The sequence below is a fragment of the Acinetobacter sp. YH12040 genome (assembly GCF_013420005.1).
Lineage (GTDB): Bacteria > Pseudomonadota > Gammaproteobacteria > Pseudomonadales > Moraxellaceae > Acinetobacter > Acinetobacter amyesii.
In genome coordinates, this window is record NZ_VOZB01000001.1 from 206,938 (window position 1) to 227,293 (window position 20,356).

A 20,356-nucleotide genomic window follows, 5' to 3' on the forward strand; every position below is an offset into this window, starting at 1 on the left:
TTCTACGCCAATAACAGCGGTTTCTATGGTTCTATCCATTTTAATATTTTAGATTCAGCCAAGTTTGGATAATCAAAATTATCAAAGTATTTATAAAGGATTGCTGTTTATTAGCCGCGCTTGCTGCAATTTTCAAAGTAGCGTCATTTAGAATAAAAAAAAGCTCACCGAAGTGAGCTTTAAAGACATCATAACAAAAACAATTTTAGAGTTTAGGATCACGCAACTGCACGAGACTCGAATTGGCTTTGCTCAATGACTCCAACACTTTAGACATGACAGCAGGCACCAATGAGTCCGCAATTTGTGCTGCTTGTAAGCCCAACTTCTCACCAAGGGTTGGCTTTTTGCGGGTTTCAATCATATATACATCATGTTGTGGCATGAGACTTAATAGATATTCATCTGACGTTTGGAGCTTATCGACTAGATTAAGATCAATGGCATCTTGACCATACCAATGCTCACCTGTTGCAACTTTATCGACATTAAGCTGAGGACGGTATTTTTCAACAAAGTGTTTAAACAAGTTATGGGTTTGCTGCAACTCTTCTTCAAATTTGGCTTTACCTTCAGCAGTATTTTCACCAAACATCGTTACGGTACGTTTGAACTGACCCGCAGTATACAACTCAAAATCGATATGTTTTTCTTTCAATAAACGGTTAAAGTTCGGCACTTGTGCAACCACACCAATCGAACCTACTACGGCAAATGGTGCTGAAACAATTTCATTTGCAATGCAGGCCATCATATAGCCACCGCTTGCAGCAACTTTGTCCACACAAATGGTTAAGTTAAATCCAGCATCACGTAAACGTACCAATTGTGCTGCAGCCAGACCATAGCCATGCACCATCCCGCCTGGACTTTCTAAACGTAAAACTACGCGGTCGCGCCCAGCTTTTGCTGTCGCTAAGATTAGGGTAATTTCTTCACGAAGGCTTGTCACCGCCGATGCAGCGGTATCACCATTAAAATCGATCACATAAATTTTTTGGTTATTCTTTTTACGTGCGCGCGCTTCTTTTGATAATTGTTGGCTTAGTTGCAGCAGCTCAAGTTTAGATGCAGTGGTTTGCGCAATTTTTTTTCGTTGTTCATTAATACGTGCATTTAAGTGACTTACACGAATTTCCGCAGGCAACTTGGGATTATGAAATAGCATAAAATTGAAACTCATTTAATTCATATTTATGTTGTATAACATGTGGGTTGCATCACAAAAATTCAATCTATTTTTTGAAAATAATTCTCATTGAGCCAAATTGAGCATTTTATTTTTATCAAGACTTTTTGACCTAATTATTGACTTCATAAAAAAAGAGCCTTTCGGCTCTTTTTTAGACAGACTAGATTAGCCAAAACGCCCGGTAATATACGCTTCAGTCAATTGATGATCCGGTTGAGTAAAGACTTTTTCAGTGGAATTCACTTCAATCAAATCACCCAAATGGAAATATGCGGTACGGTCAGATACACGTGCTGCTTGTTGCATCGAGTGCGTCACAATCGCAATGGTATATTGCGCTGAAAGTTCAGTGATGAGTTCTTCTACTTTTGCAGTTGCAATCGGATCCAGTGCTGAACAGGGTTCATCCATCAAAATAACTTCAGGACTGACTGCAATGGTTCGCGCAATACAAAGACGTTGCTGCTGACCACCTGAAAGCCCCGTACCCGGTTGGCTCAAACGGTCTTTCACTTCATCCCAAAGACCTGCTTTACGCAGACTATTTTCAACAATTTCTTCCATGTCGTATTTGTCACGCGCCAATCCATGCAGTTTTGGACCATAAGCGACATTATCAAAGATTGACTTTGGAAATGGGTTCGGCTTTTGGAAAACCATACCTACTTGGGCACGCAGTAATACCACATCAAGATTTGGATCATAGATGTCTTGATTATCCATGAGCACTTGTCCTGTCACACGACAAGAATCAATCGTGTCATTCATACGGTTGAGCGTACGCAGGAAAGTTGACTTACCACAACCAGACGGTCCAATAAAGGCGATCACTTCATTTTCATAAATGTTCAGATCAATGCCTTTGATCGCTTCAGATTCGCCATAGTACACATGCACATCATTGGTACTGATTTTCACATTGCTCGATTTCGCATCTTTTTTCGCGCTAGATTGCGTATCGAATTGTGACACAAACGCAGTATTGGTTTGTTTTTGGCTGCCCTGAGCAGAGGTAAATTGTGTTTGTTCTGGATTCACGGACTTATCCTGATATAAGGAATTCTTTTCAGTTGTAACGACGCTATTCATATAATGCCCTCAATTACCAGCGTACTTCAAATTTCTTACGTAACCAGATGGCTAAACTGTTTAAGCCGATCATGAGAGCAAGAAGTACAATGATTGCTGCTGCGGTACGTCCTTCAAAGAAGTTACGTAGCTCATTACCTTGCCAAAGGAAAATTTGTACAGGTAATGCAGTGGATTGATCTAAAGGAGTGGCTGGTACACTTGCTACAAAGGCACTCATACCAATCAATAATAATGGAGCAGTTTCACCTAGGGCTTGCGCTACACCAATAATGGCACCGGTTAAGATACCTGGTAATGCCAGTGGCAAGACGTGGTGAAATACAGTTTGTAAACGTGATGCACCCAAACCTAAAGCGGCTTGGCGGATCGATGGAGGAACAGCTTTTAGTGAAGCACGTGTGGTAATAATGACCGTTGGCAAAGTCATCAAACTTAAGACTAAACCACCAACCACAGGAGCCGAAAGCGGCATATGCATCCAACCAATAAAGATCGCTGCACCAAGCAAACCAAAGACAATCGAAGGAACCGCTGCTAGATTGTTAATGTTGACTTCGACAACATCGGTAATCCAGTTTTTAGGTGCAAACTCTTCTAAGTAAATTGCAGATGCTACACCAATTGGAATCGAAATAATGATCACGATCAGCATCATAAATAACGACCCCATAAACGCCCCAGCTAAACCTGAAGTTGCAGGTGAGCTACGAGAGTCTGGATTCTTAAATATTTCAGTATTAAATGAGTTAGTAATAACACCATCAGCTTTAAGTTTATCTGCAAGTTGGCGTACTTCTGGGCTCAATTGTTGCTGTTCATCAGGCAAGCTGCGGTCAATATTACCAGCCAACCAGACATCGACATTAGCATCTGCAAGGATTTTAAAATCTTGTTTTTGACCAATCAATGACGGATCTGCCATTACCATGTCACGTAAGCGATAAGCTTCTGAACTTGTATATAAACTGTTGAGATCATCACGTTGTGAGGCAATCGCTGGATCTTTTGCTATGATGCCATTTACGATGAGCGCATCCCAATCCACCATGCCCATTTCAGTTTGCCAAGCAATGTAACGCTCTTGGAACTGTGCAGGTGATTCACCTTCTTTTTGAATTGGTTTCGCACCAACTTTGACAATGTTTGGATCAAAAAACACAGGTACCGTCATTGAGCTTTGCCAAAATGCAGGTAAACCTTTGGCTAAAATACTACCAAACAATAGCACGACGAAAAATAAACCAGTCACTACTGCACTAAAGCCCAAGACACGGAAGGTCTTTTCTTTACGATGTCTTTTCGCCAAAGAGTTTTCAATGATTTTCTTACGTTTTTCACGAAGCTCAGCGGCTGCATGTGAATCAAATTTTTGATCCATGTTTGATGTATTCGTCGTACTCATTCGTATTGCTCACGGTATTTACGCACAATGTACAGTGCAACAATATTCAGCCCTAAGGTAATCACAAACAGTGTTAAACCGAGTGCAAAAGCAACCAATGCTTGAGGACTCGCAAAGTCTGTATCACCTGTTAATTGGTTTACGATGGTAATGGTGACTGTAGACACTGCTTCGAGCGGATTAATGTGTAGTAAAGGACTGTTCCCTGCTGCAAGTACCACAATCATGGTTTCACCAATCGCACGAGATGCTGCCAATAAGAATGCACCGATAATGCCCGGCAAAGCTGCAGGTATCACTACTTGGCGAATAGTTTCTGATTTTGTTGCACCCAAACCGAGTGAACCGTCACGAAGCGCGCGAGGAACTTGAGTAATGATGTCATCAGATAATGATGAAACGAATGGGATAATCATAATCCCCATCACAAAGCCTGCTGTTAGAGCACTGGTTGCATTAATATCGAGTCCAATATATGCGCCAAGCTGTTTTGCAAAGGGTCCAATAATCATTAAGGCAAATACACCGTAAACGATGGTTGGAATACCTGCGAGAACTTCTATGGCAGGTTTTGCCCAAGCACGGAAACTTGGCTTTGCATATTCAGCCAAATAAATCGCAATCATCAGACCAACCGGAACAGCAACCAGTAGTGCAATACCACTAACCATGAGTGTGCCCCAAAGGAGTGGCAGCAAACCATAACTACCTTCGGCATTCCCTGATGTACTAAAACCTGGGTTCCATTCAGTGCCCAAGAAGAAATCGAGTGGACTGACAAAACTAAAGAAACGCATGGCTTCACTGAACATCGACATCACAATGCCAACTGTTGTCAGGATTGCCACACCGGAACATAGTGCCAATGCGATATTAATAACTTTTTCGACTTGATTACGTGCACGATATTTTTCTGCGATGCGGCGTTTAGCCATAACTAAACCAATCAATGCCGCACAAATCACAACGGCCAATTTTGCATATGAGCCGATGTTTTCAATTTTCTGTAACTGTTCTGCTGCTGCAAGTTCATATGCAGCTGGCGTATCACTTACTCCAAAACCAGAAGCAATCGCTTGGACGCGGTCAACCATTACGCTTGTGCTTGCAGGATCTAAATCTAAACGAATATTTTCTGGGACATTATTTAAAATAACGTGTTGAAAAATACTCGGTTCAACCAAGTTCCAAACAATCAAGATTAAAAAAGCGGGAATCCCACACCATAAAGCGACCAAAACACCATAATAGCCCGGTCGTGAATGCAACATTGCTGAGTTATTGCCTTTACCTGCAAGTTTGCGACTTTTGGTCAGTCCAACTTGATAAGCGATTGCAATAATTGCGAGCAACACACCAATAAGTAGCAGATTCATGTAATCTCCACTGTTTTTTCAAAAGCCCTTCTTGAAAAAACTGTTTCTTTGCAAAAAAACCAATGGCAGGTCGACCCTGCCATTGGCTAATTCCATACTTTTATTTAACTGCTTTACCAGCTTTAAAGTTTGCAAGTACCGCAGCACGTTCTTTGTCAGACATTGAAATCAGACCTGCTTTTTCAAGCTTAGAACCTTTACCAGATACTTTTTTGCTTACAAAGAATTCTGTAAATTCTTTCAAGCCTTTGATTGATTTAAGATGCTCACCTTTCACGTAGAAGAACAATGGACGTGATACAGGGTAAGAACCATTCAGAATTGTTTTCTCAGATGGCGCAACATTGTTTACTGTCGCTACACGTAATTTGTCACGGTTTTGATCATAGAAACCTAAACCGAATACACCTACAGCGTTAGGTGAAGTTTTTAAGCGTGCCAATGTCTCTGTATAGTCACCAGCAATTTCAATTACACGGCCATCTTTACGGAATGTAGAACATGCCTTTTTCTTTGCATCTTTATCTAGCTTCGCAAATGCTTGGTAAGTTTCACAGCCAGCATCTACCATTTTCTCTTGGAATACTTCACGAGTACCGTGATTTGATGCAGGAATAACTAAAGTGATTGCTTCGTTTGGTAAAGTTGGGTCGATTTGATTCCAACGTGTGTATGGGTTTGGAACCAATTTACCTTTTGAAGGTAATTCAGCAGCAAGTGCAGCAAATACGTGCTGTGGGCGAAGTTTGAATGCCGCTTTTTTAGCGTTTGATGCAAACACGATACCGTCATAACCTACTTTAATCTCAAGAACTTGGTTTACACCTGCTTTTTTACAAGCAGCAAGCTCAGTGTCTTTAATTTTACGAGATGCATTAGCAATATCGATAGTGTTATCACCAACGCCATTACAGAATTGTTTCAAACCACCAGAAGTACCACCAGAACCTACAACAGGTGCTTTAAATTGTGGGAATGTATTACCAAACTCTTCTGCAACAATACTTGCATAAGGCAAAACTGTAGAAGAACCAGCAATTTGGATCGTGTCACGAGCTGCATTTGCAGTTGTTGCAACAGCTGCCCCTGAAAGTGCCAACGCAATTGCGATATGATTGAAGCGCATTCTCATCTCTCTTTATTGATGCATTTATTGGAGTACGCCACTTTCTAATAAAGTCTTGTACTTTTTCGATATACGCATTTTGATTTTAGAGTATGACAGTTAGGTTACATCTTTATGACGCTTTTATGATAATTGATGATTGCTCATTGATTTAAATATAATTCTTTATTTTTCAATACGTAATGAAATTTATCAAAGTATTGGTCTTATATATTTCTACTTTGATATTCGTAAGAATTCATATCACTGTCATATTTTGTCTTATTTTCTTTTTTCAAATTGTCCTCTTTTTCTGAATGATGCACATTTGCATGTTCGATTTTTTATTCCATGTTATTCCAATAATTAAAATTTCATTACATTTTTAGTTAGCTCAATATGCAACTTTACATAAAAACAGAGCCTAAAATAACCAGTAAAGCCATTGCGACATTTAATCCAGGCTTGCCTGTGCATATGACTTTTGAAGAACATGACTGGCACTTACTTACGAAATATTGGTATCCGATTGCACTCACTCGAGACATTACAGAACAGCCTTATGGCACCATGCTTTTAGATATGCCGCTCGTCATTTATAAAATGGGAGATGAACTGATTGTAGCTAAAGATGCCTGCCCACACCGCTGCGTACCCCTAAGTTTAGGCAAGAATGATGGTCAAGGCGTGGTCTGCCGATATCATGGCTTACGCTTTGATGAACATGGTCATTGCAACCGTATTCCTGCATATCCAGAACAGAAAATTTCACCGCGCTTTAATTTACGCACCTATGCAGCGGTAGAGCGCTATGGTTTGATCTAGTGCAATCTGACGGCTCATTCTGAAGCTGAACCCAATATACCTAGCATGCCCAATTGGGAAGATGCAGATTTTCAACAATTGGTTTGTCCAACGGTAGATTTTCAATGTTTTGCAGGCCGGCAGCTTGAAGGTTTTATTGATGTTGCGCATTTTGCATGGGTACATCCCGATACGTTTGGCGCCCCTGCAAATGTAGAAGTACCTGACTACACGACCATCGAAACAGAAACTGGCTTTAATGCAGACTATTGGAGCAGTGTTGGGCGCTATCAAATTGGTTTAGAACAGCGCGGACAAAAGGGTTTCCAATGGCTGCGCCATTTTGAAATTCATCTGCCGTTTACTGCAACGCTGACGATTCATTTTCCAAATAACAGCAAGCAAGTGATTATGAATGCGGCTTCACCGATGACTGCTCGTTCTACCCGTCTATTTGCTCCCATTTGCCGCAATTATGACAAAGACTTACCTGTCGAAGATGCTTATGACTTTAACCTGAAAATATTTGAGGAGGACCGTTTAGTCTCTGAATCGCAAAAGCCTGAATATTTACCCTTAGATTTAAGCATCGAAGCGCATTTTCCAGCGGACCGCAGTTCCAGCATGTACCGCAAATTATTGCGTAAAAAAGGTTTAAGTCCATTATTTGCGGCATAACATCAATATCGTATTGCATTCACCTCACCCTAACCCTCTCCTACAAGGAGAGGGAAACTCCTTTACAAGCCTTATATTGGTTATAAATATTGTGGTATCTCATTCATCAAATGATAAACATCAATGAATATCGCGACTGGCGACAGGGATGTCACTATAAGGTAATGGTCACATGGATGTACCTTTTACCTGAGAAGGATTTTAGATACTTTGATCCCTCAAAGTAACAATCTGCCTACGCAGTAAACTATCATTATTCAATGAAAAATTGTGGTAATGTAATAAATTAAGCACCTTTTCATTTAAAAAAAAAGGAGCTCTTACGAGCCCCTTCTTCTACAATTACAAAATGACAATTAGTCAATTGCAGGTGTATATGTACCGTCAGCGATTGGGCCTTTGATACGATCCGCTTCTGCAAGCACCAGAGCAAGCAAGTTCTTCACGTTGTCTAAAGTCGCTACTGGGCTTAAGGTCGTCATTTTCAAAGATTGAACCTGACCTACTTTAGTAACACCAATATTCGCTTCACCACGTGCAAACAATTCGTCTGCTACGTTTTGGTTCAATGTATCTAACAATTCTGCTGGGTAACCTTCAGGGATTACACGGAACAATACAGATGCAAATTGAGGATCAACCAACATTTCTAGACCATCAGTTGCATCAATATATGCTGCAACATCACGGGTTAAAGCAACACCGTGATCGATCATTGAACCATAAAGCTCTTCACCTAGTGCTTCAACAGTCATCCACAATTTCAACGCGTCAAAACGGCGAGTTGTTTGTAATGACTTAGATACTAGGTTAGGTACGCCATGCTCTTCATCATAAGCAGAGTTTAAGTACTCAGCTTCATAATGCATGAAACGATAGTTCGCTTCATCTTTAAGCAAGAATGCGCCACATGAAATCGTTTGGAAGTAATGCTTATGGAAATCAAGCGTTACCGAGTCAGAAAGCTCAATGCCATCCAACATATCACGGTAATCATTTGATAAAATTAACGCACCGCCCCATGCTGCGTCGATATGCATCCACGCGCCATATTTATTGGTGATTGCACGAACTTCTTTCAATGGGTCAATTGCGCCTGCATCGGTTGTACCCGCAGTTGCAACCACACATGCTACAATTTTACCTTCAGCTTGAAGGTGCGCCATGGTTTTCTCAAGCGCGTCTATATCCATGCGTGCATTTGCATCTACAGGAACAGTGACAACAGATTGGAAACCCATACCCATCATGGCCATGTTCTTTTGCACAGAGAAGTGTGCATTTTCAGAACAGATCACTTTTACGTTACGCATTGCTTCCGCAGGTACGCCATCACGCTGAACAGACCACGGGTTACCGTTTTCGTCTTTCCAGTTTTTAGCAATACATGCATCACGTGCAAGCAAAACACCCATTAAGTTAGACTGCGTACCGCCAGAGGTGAATACACCTGCTTGACCTGCACCATAACCAACTTTTTGGCGAAGCCAGTCAATTAACTGAACTTCCATCAATGAACCTGCAGGGCTTTGATCCCATGAGTCCATAGATTGGTTTGTCGCGTTAATGAGCACTTCAGCGATTTGGCTTGTTACCATTGTTGGGCAATGCAAATGCGCTAAAGAATGTGGGTGATGTACTTTTAAGCTTTTGTTTAAGAACAGCTCAACCATACGGTTTAGTGATTTTTGTACACCCATACCTTCTTTAGAAGGATTGAATGCAATTGCACTACGAAGCTCTTTAATACTACCGCCGGTGTACATTTTGTCATTTTGCAACCATGCAGAAACGGCTTTTACCGCTTCGCCCATTGCTGACTGGTAGTCAGCAATGGATTGTGCATCATTGCAGAATAACGCTTTACGATGTTCTGCAAAATCAACCATTATTACGCGCCTCGAGTTGCAACAAGTGCTTCAGCAAGTGCTTTCTTGAAGCGAACGATCACTTCTTCACATTCAGCTTGATTGATAATCAATGGGCAAAGTAAACGAATGACTGTACCGTTACGACCACCTTTTTCTAACAACAATTTGTTGTTGAAACATGCTGCTTGAATTGCTGCTGCCAATTGAGAATCACCTGGTAAAGAACCCATGTGATCTGCTTTTTGACGTTCATCAACGATTTCAACACCAATCATCAAACCACGGCCACGTACGTTGCCGATACATGGGAATTCTACCGCTAATTTTTTAATTTCAGCTTGTAAGAAGTCACCACGCTCTTGTGCATTTTGCGCAAGATTTTGCTCTTTGATGGTTTTGATTGTTGCAAGACCAGTACCCATAGCAAGTTGGTTACCACGGAATGTACCCGTGTGACCCGCTGGTTGCCATGCGTCAAACTTACGTTTAATGCCCAATACTGCAAGTGGTAAGCTACCACCTACCGCTTTAGACATTACAATGACGTCTGGCTCAATACCTGCATGTTCAAAGGCAAACATTTTACCTGAACGTGCAAAGCCCGCTTGTACTTCATCAAGAATCAACACGATGTTGTGCTTTTCAGTCACTTCGCGGATTTTCTTTAACCATTTTACAGGTGCAGTCACTACACCGCCTTCGCCTTGGATTGCTTCCAAGATTACAGCTGCAGGTTTCGTTACACCGCTTTCTACGTCTTCAATGAAGTTTTCGAAATAATACGTTAATGCGTCTACACCCGCTTCACCACCTATGCCTAATGGGCAACGGTATTCATGCGGATACGGCATAAATTGAACACCCGGCATTAAGCCGTTCACAGCATTTTTAGCAGACAAGTTACCTGTCATTGCTAAAGAACCGTGAGTCATACCATGGTAGCCACCTGAGAAGCTGATTACTGAACTACGACCAGTGTAAGTTTTTGCTAATTTAATTGCTGCTTCTGTACCATCTGCACCAGACGGGCCACAGAACTGTAGACAATACTCTTCTTTACCACCAGGTAATTGCTCAAGTAGTGCTTCAGTAAAAGCATCTTTTAAAGGCGTTGTTAAATCCAAAGTATGCAATGGGAGGCCACTTGCAAGTGTGTCTTGGATACTTTGAATTACCGCAGGATGATTATGGCCTAATGCCAATGTTCCTGCCCCAGCTAAACAATCGAGGTACTCTGTACCTTCAACATCAGTAACCCAACAACCTAAAGCTTTTGCTATCGCAAGTGGAAGTTTACGCGGATAGCTACGAACATTGGATTCCATCTGGCTTTGGCGAGTCAAATAGTATTCGTTAGTAGAATTAGTGGCAGGGTTTACAGAAGAAACGCTCATATCGAATTACCATCTCTGATATGGGTTGAAAGAAATAAGTCGGGTGACTTGCGGTCCTTTGACTCGGTGCTTTATGAGTTTCTAGTTAGCTTTAAAAGCTCTTTGAGTATGGGCTAACTAGGAGGCGGATGATACAGACTTTTTCAAGAAAATAAATCACTTTTATGATCAAATAAAAAGATAATTTAGAGAAAAAACAGATCTATTCCATGGATATCTTGAATTATCATCTTACAGTGTGACAAAACAAAGAAAACCTTTTTATTTTATGCTTTTTTACAACTTATGAATGATTATTGTAATCATCAATTATTTAAACAACTAAGTACTGATTATTTAAATAAATAATTCATCAAGCACTACATTTATTTTTCTTGAAAGATTTACAATCCCACCACAGATTTTCCTTTAATCCATCACAATCCCCTTTTAAGATAACAGCATAAGCTAAATTAATCATTCTGAAAGAAGAATAGGTCATAACAATGCGTAAAATTATCTTATCCACTGTTTTATTAGCATCCGGTCTAGGTTTGGCAGCAGCAACTCAAGCAGCTGACCCACTCAATTACAACATCGTGAATATTCAGGCGGATGCTACTCGCCAAGTGTCGAACGACCAAATGTATGCCGTTTTATATATTGAAAAATCAAATAAACAGCCGGCTGAACTTGCTACCCAAATCAACCAATTGATGACCCAAGCGGTGAACACAGCCCGTAAATACCCTGCGGTAAAAATCGAAACGGGATCTCAAAGCACCTACCCGATTTATGACAATGACAGTCGTAAATTGAAAGAATGGCGTGGTCGTGCCGAAGTGCGTTTAGAAAGTACAGACTTTAAAGCAGCTAGCCAATTGGTGAGCGAGTTACAACAAAATTTCCAAACTCAATCCATCAGCTTTAGTGTGTCAGATGCACAGCGTAAAAAAGTTGAAAATGAACTGATGGTTGAAGCATCCAAAAACTTTCAACAACGTGCCCAAGCGCTCGCTCAGGCATGGAATAAATCAGGCTACAACTTAGTTAATATTAATTTAAATACCAGCAATTATGGTGGTCAGCCAGTTCCGCGTATGGCGATGATGAAAGCTGCAAGTGCCGATGCTATTCCTGAACAAGAAATGGCAGGTGGTGAATCTAAAATCACGGTCAGTGCAAATGGCTCTATCCAGTTCAAATAATTAAATTCATTTTAAGAAACCGTGCTTTAGCGCGGTTTTTTTAATTATAAAATCCACCTATTCTTTATTTAAATTAAAAAGTCTATTAGCTTAGTCAAATTCATAGTTTTAAATGATAATCATCCTTATTTAAATTTATCACACGCAAGATTATGATACGCGCACTCTCTCCATTGCTCACACTTTTATGTATAGTTCAAGCAAAAAATCTTCAAAACTTCAAAACTTCCCTTTATTACCGCTGAGTATTGCCGTAGGTATAAGCATGGTTGCCACTATGGCTTCTGCTGCTGAAAATACAGATACCGCGCAAGCTAATGTTTTACCGACCATCACCATTGAAACTCAAGGTAACTGGCTGGAAAACGCCAATGAAAAAAAGGTGCAAAAGCATGCCGGTGCGCGGACCATTATTGACCGTAAACGCTTAAACGAAAGCGCAGCAACATCTCTAAAAGATGCGTTACGCCAAGTTCCTGGTGTTCAGGTTCAAGAAAATAATGGTACTGGCGGCAGCGATGTTTCATTAAATATCGGTGTTCGAGGATTAACCTCTCGTCTTTCTCCCCGTTCAACCGTGTTGATCGATGGCATACCGATGTCATTTGCACCTTATGGACAACCACAGCTTTCTATGGCACCGGTCTCTTTAGGAAATATAGAATCTGTTGATGTAGTCCGTGGAGCAGGTTCTGTCCGTTTTGGGCCACAAAATGTCGGTGGTATTATCAATTTTGCCACACGTAGCATTCCTGAATCATTTAAAGGAACTATAGCTTTAAACTCTGAATATGCAACAGGTACAGATCAGGTAAAATTAAGTCCTAGTCTGTTCGTTGGTGGAACATTAGATAATGGTTTAGGCTTAGCCCTGCTTTATTCAGGCACTAAAGGCAATGGTTATCGTGAAGCGAACAATAAAAATGACATTGATGATGTCATGTTAAAAACCGCTTATGACATAACTGATCAGGATAAAATCGCGTTAAATTTACATCACTACGATGGTACAGGTGAAATGCCTGAAGGTTTAAGCACTGCTGAATTCGAAGCAAATCCATATCAAACGTCGCATTATCGTGATTTTTTCACTGGCCGTCGTTCAGATGTATCGCTGCGTTATACACATAAAGATGACACGAACAACTTTGAACTTTTAAGTTATTACATCGATTCATTCCGTACCAGCAATCTTGAATCCACCTTAACCAATGGCAATCATCGCTTAGATACTTCACCGCGTGATTATAAAGTCTTTGCCATTGAGCCACGTTATTCTCGTAGCTATAGCTTAGGTAGCACGCTGAATGAAGTGACTGTAGGCTACCGTTATATGGATGAAGAAAGCGCCGAATTCGCAGGCCGTACTGAATACGCTGCAGATGCTGAACCTGGTCAGTTTATTGCACGTACCCGTAGTGCGGGTGACACCAAAGCACACGCAGCTTATATTGATAACCGTATAGAACTGGGTAAATGGAATATTACACCCGGCGTTCGTTTTGAATCGATTGACACCCAGAACAGTTTTAGTGCCTATAAAAATGGCGTATTACAAAATACTGTTCATCCATCGATCCAATCAGATGAATTTTTGCCAAGTTTAGCTATCCTGTATAAAGCAACAGACCATTGGAATTTCTTTGCCAATGCCGGTGTATCTTTTGGTCCACAGCAATATAACCAATTAGCAAAAACACAAGGCACTACAGCGGTCACCACCTTAGATGGCTTACATCCTGAAAAGTCTAATAACTATGAAATTGGTACCAAATATTTAGGCAATGGTTTGAGTGCTGAATTGACTGCGTTTTATCTAGATTTTGACAAAGAACTGATTTTAGAACGTGATGCTGCAAACAATGGCATTTGGACTGACCTCGGTGCTACAAGTCATAAAGGGATCGAAACCGGTTTTAGCTATGACTTTGGACATTTAGCTGAAAATCTCGAAGGCTTAAAAGCCTATGGTAATTACACCTATACCAAAGCGGTTGCTGAAGCAGGTAACTTTAAAGGTAAAGATTTGCCATTCTACTCACAAAATGTCGCAAACTTTGGCTTAGGCTATAAATATGATGCTTGGTCAATCAATGCCGACATGTATGCACAATCTAAACAACGTGCCCCCGGCAACCAAGATTCTGGCATCTACCAAACTGAAGAAACGGCAAATGGTAAACTGGGCGATATTCCAGGCTATTCAACTTTCGCTGTACGTACAGGCTATGACTTTAGCGGTTCGCTGCAAGGGGTTAAAGTTGCCGCTGGCATCAAGAATGTATTTGATAAACAGTATTTCACCCGTTCATCAGATACAACCGGTGGTAAATATATTGGTCAGCCACGTACTTTCTTTTTACAAACTTCATTCGACTTTTAAACTGATCTAAATATAAAAATCCCACCAAGTGTGGGATTTTTATTGAACAATACATATGGACATCCATATGTTCACATGCAAAGATATATGCAAATCCATATATACAGATAAACATGGAACAGACTGAATTTTTCAAATTACTTGCAGATGAGACTCGTCTGAACATCATCATGCTGTTGGCTTGTAAAGGTGAACTCTGCGTCTGCGAACTCACTGAGTCCCTTGAATTGAGCCAACCTAAAATTTCGCGTCATTTGGCATTACTGCGTTCATCAGGTGTGCTGAGTGATCAACGTAAAGGTCAATGGGTCTATTACTCCATTCACCCTGCACTGCCTACTTGGTGTACACAAATACTCGATGTCATGCGTCACCAAGAACGATTTAAAGACCTCGATTTAAACTCCCCGAAAGGCACTACCACATTGTGTGAAACGCTATGAATTTTTTATTTCTATGTACTGGCAATAGCTGCCGCAGCATTTTATCCGAAGTACTTTTTAACCAGCGTGCCCCTGAAGGTTTCCGTGCTTATAGCGCAGGCAGTAAACCTTCAGGACAAGTCCACCCATTTACCTTAAAAACCCTACATAACCTCAATCTACCGACTGAGGGCTTGTCGAGTAAAACCATCACAGCATGTGAACAATACCAACCCGATGTGGTAATTACTGTCTGTGGTTCTGCAGCTCAAGAAGCTTGCCCAATTTACTTAGGCTCTGCCATCAAAGCACACTGGGGTTTAGAAGACCCTTCCCATTTAGAGCTTGCAGATGACGTAAAACTTGCAGCTTTTCTTGATACCGTGGCGCATATTAACCGCCGTTTAGATGCTTTATTTGCACTCGATTTTAAGCAATTAAGTCGTGAAGAGCTTAACAAAGAAATCCAAAAAATTTCAGAGATTCAATAATGGCTGCTGCAAAACTGTCATTTCTAGACCGCAATCTAACGCTATGGATTTTTATCGCAATGGGGCTAGGCATTGCGATTGGCGTGTATATTCCAAGTGCTTCAAGGGCTTTAAATCAACTCAATATCGGTGATGTCAATATTGCGATTGCCATTGGTTTAATCCTGATGATGTATCCGCCTTTGGCTAAAGTGGATTACAAAGCCCTGCCTGAAGTGTTTAAAGATAAACGTACCTTATACCTTTCACTACTTCAAAACTGGTTAATCGCACCTTGCCTGATGTTTATTTTGGCGATCGTTTTTTTACAACACTACCCTGAATACATGACCGGTTTGATTCTGATTGGTTTAGCACGTTGTATTGCTATGGTTCTGGTTTGGAATGATCTCGCTTGTGGAGATAACCAATACGTTGCGGCTTTAGTGGCATTTAACAGTATTTTCCAAATTGCATTTTTTAGTACCTACGCATGGTTCTTTTTGAGTTTCTTACCGCCATATTTTGGTATAGAAGCACAAGTGATCCAAGTCAGCTTTTGGACCATCACACATGCAGTATTGGTGTATTTAGGTATTCCCTTCCTGCTCGGTTTCCTGACGCGTGCCATATTGGTAAAACAAAAAGGTCTGGTTTGGTATAAAAATCAATTTATACCTAAGATCAGCCCCATCAGTTTAATCGCATTACTCTTTACCATTGTGGTGATGTTTAGCCTCAAAGGTGCAGATGTTGTGAGCCTTCCAATGGATGTACTGCGTATTGCCATCCCCCTCACGATCTACTTTGTGGTGATGTTTTTCATTAGCTTTTTGATGAGCAAATGGATGGGCAATAACTACGCCAAAACCACTGCCATATCCTTTACAGCAGCGGGTAATAATTTTGAACTTGCCCTCGCTGTTGCCATCGCCACCTTTGGTATCGCATCTCCGATTGCATTTACCACGATTATTGGCCCATTGGTTGAAGTCCCTGTGCTAATTGCATTAGTGAGTGTATCGCTATGGTTAAAACGCAAATGGTATAACGAGAACTAAAATGAAGCTCCCCAATATTCAACTAGATTTACTTGAGACACCGAGTTTTGAACATGTTCAAGCAAAAGCACTTGAACATCCGCCACGCATTCTGCTGCTATATGGCTCTAACCGTGAACGCTCATTTAGCCGTTTAACGGTATTGGAGGCGGGTCGAATCCTTGAACATTTTGGTGCAGAAGTCAAAATCTTTCATCCTAAAGGTCTTCCTCTGCCTGAAGATGCTGAAACATCCCATCCTAAAGTTCAGGAATTACATGAATTACTTGCATGGTCTGAAGGCATGGTTTGGTGTTCGCCAGAACGACATGGTGCGATGAGCTCTATATTGAAAGCACAAATTGATTGGATTCCTTTAGCTGCAGGTGCCATTCGTGCTACTCAAGGTAAAACGCTGGCGTTAATGCAAGTCAGTGGTGGTTCGCAATCTTTTAATGCTGTTAACCAAATGCGCATCCTTGGGCGTTGGATGCGGATGATCACGATTCCAAATCAATCTTCCGTTGCGAAAGCATTTTTAGAGTTTGATGAAAATGATCGCATGAAACCTTCCTCCTATTACACTCGCATTGTCGATGTGATGGAGGAATTATACAAATTTACCCTACTCACACGTGGTCAATCTGCCTACCTCACAGATCGCTATTCTGAACGAGTTGAAAGTGCGGAAGAACTCTCTAAACGAGTTAATCAAAAGAACCTTTAATGAAAAACTCCTGCATCTGTGCAGGAGTTTTGGTCTAAAATATCCATCCGTTTCAACTTCAACTAATAATTTATAAAATAATGTCGTTGAATCTATTGTACCTGTATGGCTCAATGCAAATTGCGGAATGATCCCAGCTTTTATAAAGTTAAATTTTTCATATAGCTTTTCAGAGACATCGCCTGTACGCGTATCAAGTACAAGTAATTTCAAGTTCAAATGTTTTGCTTGATCTTCTGCAAGTGTGAATAGTTGATGAGCAATGCCTTGCTGACGTACCTTTGGATGCACCATAAGTTTTTCAATCTCAGCACGATGCAGTGCATTGGCTTTGGTGGCACGAACCAATTGTACTGTGCCCACAATTTCACCGCTTTGTAGCGCCGCCCACAAAAAGGTTTTATGCTTTTGAATATCTTTTGCCACAGCAGACCAATATTCATCATAGTGCGACTTAGATTCTTCTGCTAAAAAATCCAGTGATGCACCATCTTGCACACATTGGGCCAATAATTCACACAGTTGAGCCTGCTCATCTTTTAGATCTTGAAGGTTTAAATATTGAATTTCGCTCATATTCTTCTCGTCTTATTACTATTTTTATCGTTATATTCAAATGGCATGCCATAAAAAATCCCGCTCGGAAGCAGGATTTTGATTTTCAATTTAGTAAATCGACATATGATTGCGATGGATCATTTCAAGTGATCGGGCTTCCCCTAAAACTTGATGAACTTTATCTGAGGCCAAACCTTTAACGATTTCTGCCGAACGTGAACTGAAGTTTACACGACCTACGGCAACACGATGACCTTGTGTATCGACACATTCCACCACATCACCACGTTCAAAATGCCCTTCAACCGCTTTCACGCCTACAGGTAATAAACTGCGGTGATTATCACGAATGGCTTTGACTGCGCCATCATCAATCACTAAACGACCAGCTGTTTGTAAATGTGCAGCTAACCATTGTTGATGGGCTGTGACACGGTCATTATCCGTAATGAATAAGGTACCGAGTAATTCACCGGCCATCACACGTGAAAGTACATTGTCGCTATCGCCGCTCGCAATGACTGTTGGACAACCTGACTTGGCTGCCAAACGTGCCGCACGAACTTTGGTCAACATACCGCCACGACCGAATTTACCGCCGCCGCCAGCCATATCGAATAATGATTCATCCATTGCACGTACTGTATGGAACAGTTTTGCATCTGGATTCGAACGAGGGTCAGAGTCGAACATACCTTCTTGGTCAGTTAGAATCACCAAGAGGTCTGCATGAACCTGTCCAGCCACCATCGCAGCTAAAGTATCGTTATCGCCAAAGCGGATTTCGTCAGTCGACACTGTGTCATTTTCATTGATCACAGGAATCACACGCCAATCAATCAAATGCTGCAAGGCATCACAAGAGTTTAAATAACGACGACGGTCAGCCAAATCATCATGGGTTAATAAAACTTGAGCTGTACGAATAGAACGTTGTTCTAAAACGCTTGACCAAGTATGAATTAAGCCCATCTGACCAATGGCAGCACAAGCCTGTAGACTGGGTAGATCTGTGGGTCGGTTGTCCAAATTCATACGAACCATCCCTTCAGCTACAGCACCGGAAGACACAAGAATGATCTCGTGTCCTGCATTGTGTAGTTCTGCAATTTGTCCCGCCCAATGCGAGATTGCATCCAGATCTAACCCTTTTCCGTTTGCTGTGAGTAGTGATGATCCGATTTTAACAACGATACGTTTACAACCCTTGAGCTGACGTTGCCCATCTACCACTTCTATCATCTTGTCCTCAGACTTGTTTGCTTTGACACTTATTCAGCAATTAACGTACGTAGTACGATTCTGCCTCATCATCACCGTCTTCAAATTCATCATCAAAGTCTTCACCTTGACCTGCCAGACGTTGTTGACGACGCATTTCACGATATGCTTCTTTCGCAGCAAGCGTTTGCTCACGTGTTTCAGCTTCAAGCTGATCACGGAACGCTTTAACTTCTGCTGCATATTCAGGATCTTCAGTTTCGCGTTCGCGCTGTTCTTCAATTTGATCCATCAGGTAGTACACAACGTCTTTAGTACCTTCAAACGTTAAACCTGAAGTTTTGAATACAGGGCCTTTCCACTGCAACTCTTCGAGAATGTGATCACACCATTCATCACGCGTTTCAGCCGCCAATTGGTCTACTTTATTGAGTACCAATACAACAGGTAATTTTGAAAGTGTTGGGGAGAATTTTTTCAACTCTTCCAAAATTGCTTTTGCATTATACGCAGGGTCAGAACCATCAATCGGTTGAACATCTACGATGTGCAATAAAATACGTGTACGCGCCAAGTGTTTCAGGAATCGAATACCTAGACCTGCACCTTCTGCAGCCCCTTCGATTAGACCCGGAATATCCGCCATTACAAATGAACGGTGACTATCGGCATCAACCACACCTAGGTTTGGCACCATAGTGGTAAATGGATAATCTGCAACTTTTGGTTTTGCTGCTGAAACTGCACGGATAAAGGTTGATTTACCCGCATTTGGCATACCCAACAAACCAACGTCTGCGAGTACTTTTAATTCAAGACGAATTTCACGATATTCGCCTTTTGAGCCGTGTGTACATTTACGTGGAGAACGGTTGGTTGAAGATTTGAAGTGAGTATTACCCAAACCACCTTCACCACCTGCTGCCACTAACACACGCTGACCGTCAGCCACTAAGTCGCCGATGATATCGCCAGATTCTGTATCTACAATTGTTGTGCCCACTGGAACGAGCAATACGGTATCTTCACCGCCACGGCCTGAGCAGTTCGCTCCACGACCATTTTTAGCACGTTCTGCACGGAATTTACGTGTATAACGATAATCTACTAGGGTACTTGTGTCGTTGTCGGCTTGAACGTATACGTTACCGCCACGACCACCATCACCACCATCTGGACCACCAAATGGTACGAATTTTTCACGGCGAAAACTGGCTACGCCATTGCCACCGTCGCCAGCCTCTACGGTAATGACTGCTTCATCAACAAAGCGCATGTTTGCCAATCCTCTAAAAACTTTAAAACCGCTTATTCTGCCATATTTTAAAGAATTTCTCGAACAATATTATTCAGCAATACTATAAATTTCATTCATCTTGGTGCTGATGCAAATTTTTAGGAAAATCCGCACCTAGCTCGAAAATCTTTAGCTCA

Annotated in this window: 16 protein-coding genes and 1 pseudogene; 7 read left to right on the forward strand and 10 right to left on the reverse strand. The window is 41.3% G+C overall.

Translation table 11 applies throughout. The annotated features are described in order from the left end of the window. Positions 1-205: 205 nt before the first annotated feature. From sohB to FTT99_RS01000, 5 genes are all read right to left on the reverse strand, one after another. A complete protein-coding gene (gene sohB, locus FTT99_RS00980) occupies positions 206-1,168 on the reverse strand; it encodes a protease SohB (protein WP_180161159.1) in 963 nt (320 codons plus the stop codon). 189 nt (positions 1,169-1,357) lie between these two features. Further along, positions 1,358-2,281 (reverse strand): phosphate ABC transporter ATP-binding protein PstB, encoded by a 924-nt coding sequence (pstB, locus tag FTT99_RS00985; protein WP_218950056.1) that lies wholly within the window; start codon positions 2,279-2,281, stop codon positions 1,358-1,360. A 13-nt stretch (positions 2,282-2,294) separates the two neighbouring features. Next, on the reverse strand, positions 2,295-3,686 hold the full coding sequence (gene pstA, locus FTT99_RS00990) for a phosphate ABC transporter permease PstA (RefSeq protein WP_078191850.1): 1,392 nt from the start codon (positions 3,684-3,686) through the stop codon (positions 2,295-2,297). Next, on the reverse strand, positions 3,683-5,062 hold the full coding sequence (gene pstC / locus FTT99_RS00995; protein ID WP_180035336.1) for a phosphate ABC transporter permease subunit PstC: 1,380 nt from the start codon (positions 5,060-5,062) through the stop codon (positions 3,683-3,685). The genes pstA and pstC overlap by 4 nt, the downstream gene beginning before the upstream one ends. A 100-nt stretch (positions 5,063-5,162) precedes the next feature. Beyond that, positions 5,163-6,188: a substrate-binding domain-containing protein gene (locus tag FTT99_RS01000; RefSeq protein ID WP_180107529.1), complete on the reverse strand. Its 1,026-nt coding sequence runs from the start codon at positions 6,186-6,188 to the stop codon at positions 5,163-5,165. Positions 6,189-6,596: 408 nt separating this feature from the next. Between FTT99_RS01000 and FTT99_RS01005 the strand changes: the two are divergent. Next, positions 6,597-7,649 (forward strand): annotated as a pseudogene (locus FTT99_RS01005) (Rieske 2Fe-2S domain-containing protein). Between the two features lie 356 nt (positions 7,650-8,005). Here the strand turns inward: FTT99_RS01005 and FTT99_RS01010 are convergent. Both FTT99_RS01010 and FTT99_RS01015 read right to left on the reverse strand, forming a co-directional pair. Next, positions 8,006-9,538, reverse strand: coding sequence for an aspartate aminotransferase family protein (locus FTT99_RS01010; protein WP_180129410.1), 1,533 nt, complete (start codon positions 9,536-9,538; stop codon positions 8,006-8,008). A 2-nt stretch (positions 9,539-9,540) separates the two neighbouring features. Beyond that, positions 9,541-10,914: a diaminobutyrate--2-oxoglutarate transaminase gene (locus FTT99_RS01015; protein WP_180035339.1), complete on the reverse strand. Its 1,374-nt coding sequence runs from the start codon at positions 10,912-10,914 to the stop codon at positions 9,541-9,543. 485 nt (positions 10,915-11,399) lie between these two features. Between FTT99_RS01015 and FTT99_RS01020 the strand changes: the two genes are divergently transcribed. The 6 genes from FTT99_RS01020 (at position 11,400) to arsH (ending at position 17,143) form a co-directional block, all read left to right on the forward strand. Beyond that, on the forward strand, positions 11,400-12,101 hold the full coding sequence (locus tag FTT99_RS01020; RefSeq protein WP_078191855.1) for an SIMPL domain-containing protein: 702 nt from the start codon (positions 11,400-11,402) through the stop codon (positions 12,099-12,101). Positions 12,102-12,288: 187 nt separating this feature from the next. Beyond that, entirely contained in the window at positions 12,289-14,484 is a 2,196-nt protein-coding gene (locus FTT99_RS01025) for a TonB-dependent siderophore receptor (protein ID WP_180161160.1), read from the forward strand. A 113-nt stretch (positions 14,485-14,597) separates the two neighbouring features. After that, positions 14,598-14,927, forward strand: coding sequence for a metalloregulator ArsR/SmtB family transcription factor (locus FTT99_RS01030; protein ID WP_078191857.1), 330 nt, complete (start codon positions 14,598-14,600; stop codon positions 14,925-14,927). Next, positions 14,924-15,397: an arsenate reductase ArsC gene (locus FTT99_RS01035; protein ID WP_078191858.1), complete on the forward strand. Its 474-nt coding sequence runs from the start codon at positions 14,924-14,926 to the stop codon at positions 15,395-15,397. Before FTT99_RS01030 ends, FTT99_RS01035 begins: the two co-directional genes overlap by 4 nt. Further along, on the forward strand, positions 15,397-16,437 hold the full coding sequence (gene arsB / locus FTT99_RS01040) for an ACR3 family arsenite efflux transporter (RefSeq protein ID WP_180161161.1): 1,041 nt from the start codon (positions 15,397-15,399) through the stop codon (positions 16,435-16,437). Before FTT99_RS01035 ends, arsB begins: the two co-directional genes overlap by 1 nt. A gap of 1 nt (position 16,438) precedes the next feature. Beyond that, complete coding sequence (gene arsH, locus FTT99_RS01045; protein ID WP_180155934.1) at positions 16,439-17,143, forward strand: arsenical resistance protein ArsH; 705 nt, start codon at positions 16,439-16,441, stop codon at positions 17,141-17,143. Here arsH and FTT99_RS01050 read toward each other — a convergent pair. The 3 genes from FTT99_RS01050 to cgtA all read right to left on the reverse strand — a co-directional run bounded on the left by FTT99_RS01050 (position 17,042) and on the right by cgtA (position 20,198). Further along, positions 17,042-17,719: a GNAT family N-acetyltransferase gene (locus FTT99_RS01050; RefSeq protein ID WP_180161162.1), complete on the reverse strand. Its 678-nt coding sequence runs from the start codon at positions 17,717-17,719 to the stop codon at positions 17,042-17,044. The two genes, arsH and FTT99_RS01050, sit on opposite strands and share 102 nt — an antisense overlap. A 90-nt stretch (positions 17,720-17,809) precedes the next feature. Further along, positions 17,810-18,943, reverse strand: coding sequence for a glutamate 5-kinase (proB, locus tag FTT99_RS01055; protein WP_078190202.1), 1,134 nt, complete (start codon positions 18,941-18,943; stop codon positions 17,810-17,812). Between the two features lie 40 nt (positions 18,944-18,983). Beyond that, the gene (gene cgtA, locus FTT99_RS01060; RefSeq protein WP_078190204.1) at positions 18,984-20,198 is read right to left on the reverse strand and encodes an Obg family GTPase CgtA; all 1,215 of its coding nucleotides are present in this window, start codon (positions 20,196-20,198) and stop codon (positions 18,984-18,986) included. Positions 20,199-20,356 lie beyond the last annotated feature (158 nt).

Excerpts from the sequence above, each read along its gene's own strand:
- pstA (WP_078191850.1), bottom strand. The coding sequence starts at position 3,686 with ATGAGTACGACGAATACATCAAACATGGATCAAAAATTTGATTCACAT.
- arsB (WP_180161161.1), top strand. The coding sequence starts at position 15,397 with ATGGCTGCTGCAAAACTGTCATTTCTAGACCGCAATCTAACGCTATGG.
- pstB (WP_218950056.1), bottom strand. The coding sequence starts at position 2,281 with ATGAATAGCGTCGTTACAACTGAAAAGAATTCCTTATATCAGGATAAG.
- pstC (WP_180035336.1), bottom strand. The coding sequence starts at position 5,062 with ATGAATCTGCTACTTATTGGTGTGTTGCTCGCAATTATTGCAATCGCT.
- proB (WP_078190202.1), bottom strand. The coding sequence starts at position 18,943 with ATGATAGAAGTGGTAGATGGGCAACGTCAGCTCAAGGGTTGTAAACGT.
- FTT99_RS01025 (WP_180161160.1), top strand. The coding sequence starts at position 12,289 with ATGTATAGTTCAAGCAAAAAATCTTCAAAACTTCAAAACTTCCCTTTA.
- cgtA (WP_078190204.1), bottom strand. The coding sequence starts at position 20,198 with ATGCGCTTTGTTGATGAAGCAGTCATTACCGTAGAGGCTGGCGACGGT.
- FTT99_RS01035 (WP_078191858.1), top strand. The coding sequence starts at position 14,924 with ATGAATTTTTTATTTCTATGTACTGGCAATAGCTGCCGCAGCATTTTA.
- FTT99_RS01010 (WP_180129410.1), bottom strand. The coding sequence starts at position 9,538 with ATGGTTGATTTTGCAGAACATCGTAAAGCGTTATTCTGCAATGATGCA.
- arsH (WP_180155934.1), top strand. The coding sequence starts at position 16,439 with ATGAAGCTCCCCAATATTCAACTAGATTTACTTGAGACACCGAGTTTT.
- sohB (WP_180161159.1), bottom strand. The coding sequence starts at position 1,168 with ATGCTATTTCATAATCCCAAGTTGCCTGCGGAAATTCGTGTAAGTCAC.
- FTT99_RS01030 (WP_078191857.1), top strand. The coding sequence starts at position 14,598 with ATGGAACAGACTGAATTTTTCAAATTACTTGCAGATGAGACTCGTCTG.
- FTT99_RS01015 (WP_180035339.1), bottom strand. The coding sequence starts at position 10,914 with ATGAGCGTTTCTTCTGTAAACCCTGCCACTAATTCTACTAACGAATAC.
- FTT99_RS01050 (WP_180161162.1), bottom strand. The coding sequence starts at position 17,719 with ATGAGCGAAATTCAATATTTAAACCTTCAAGATCTAAAAGATGAGCAG.
- FTT99_RS01020 (WP_078191855.1), top strand. The coding sequence starts at position 11,400 with ATGCGTAAAATTATCTTATCCACTGTTTTATTAGCATCCGGTCTAGGT.
- FTT99_RS01000 (WP_180107529.1), bottom strand. The coding sequence starts at position 6,188 with ATGCGCTTCAATCATATCGCAATTGCGTTGGCACTTTCAGGGGCAGCT.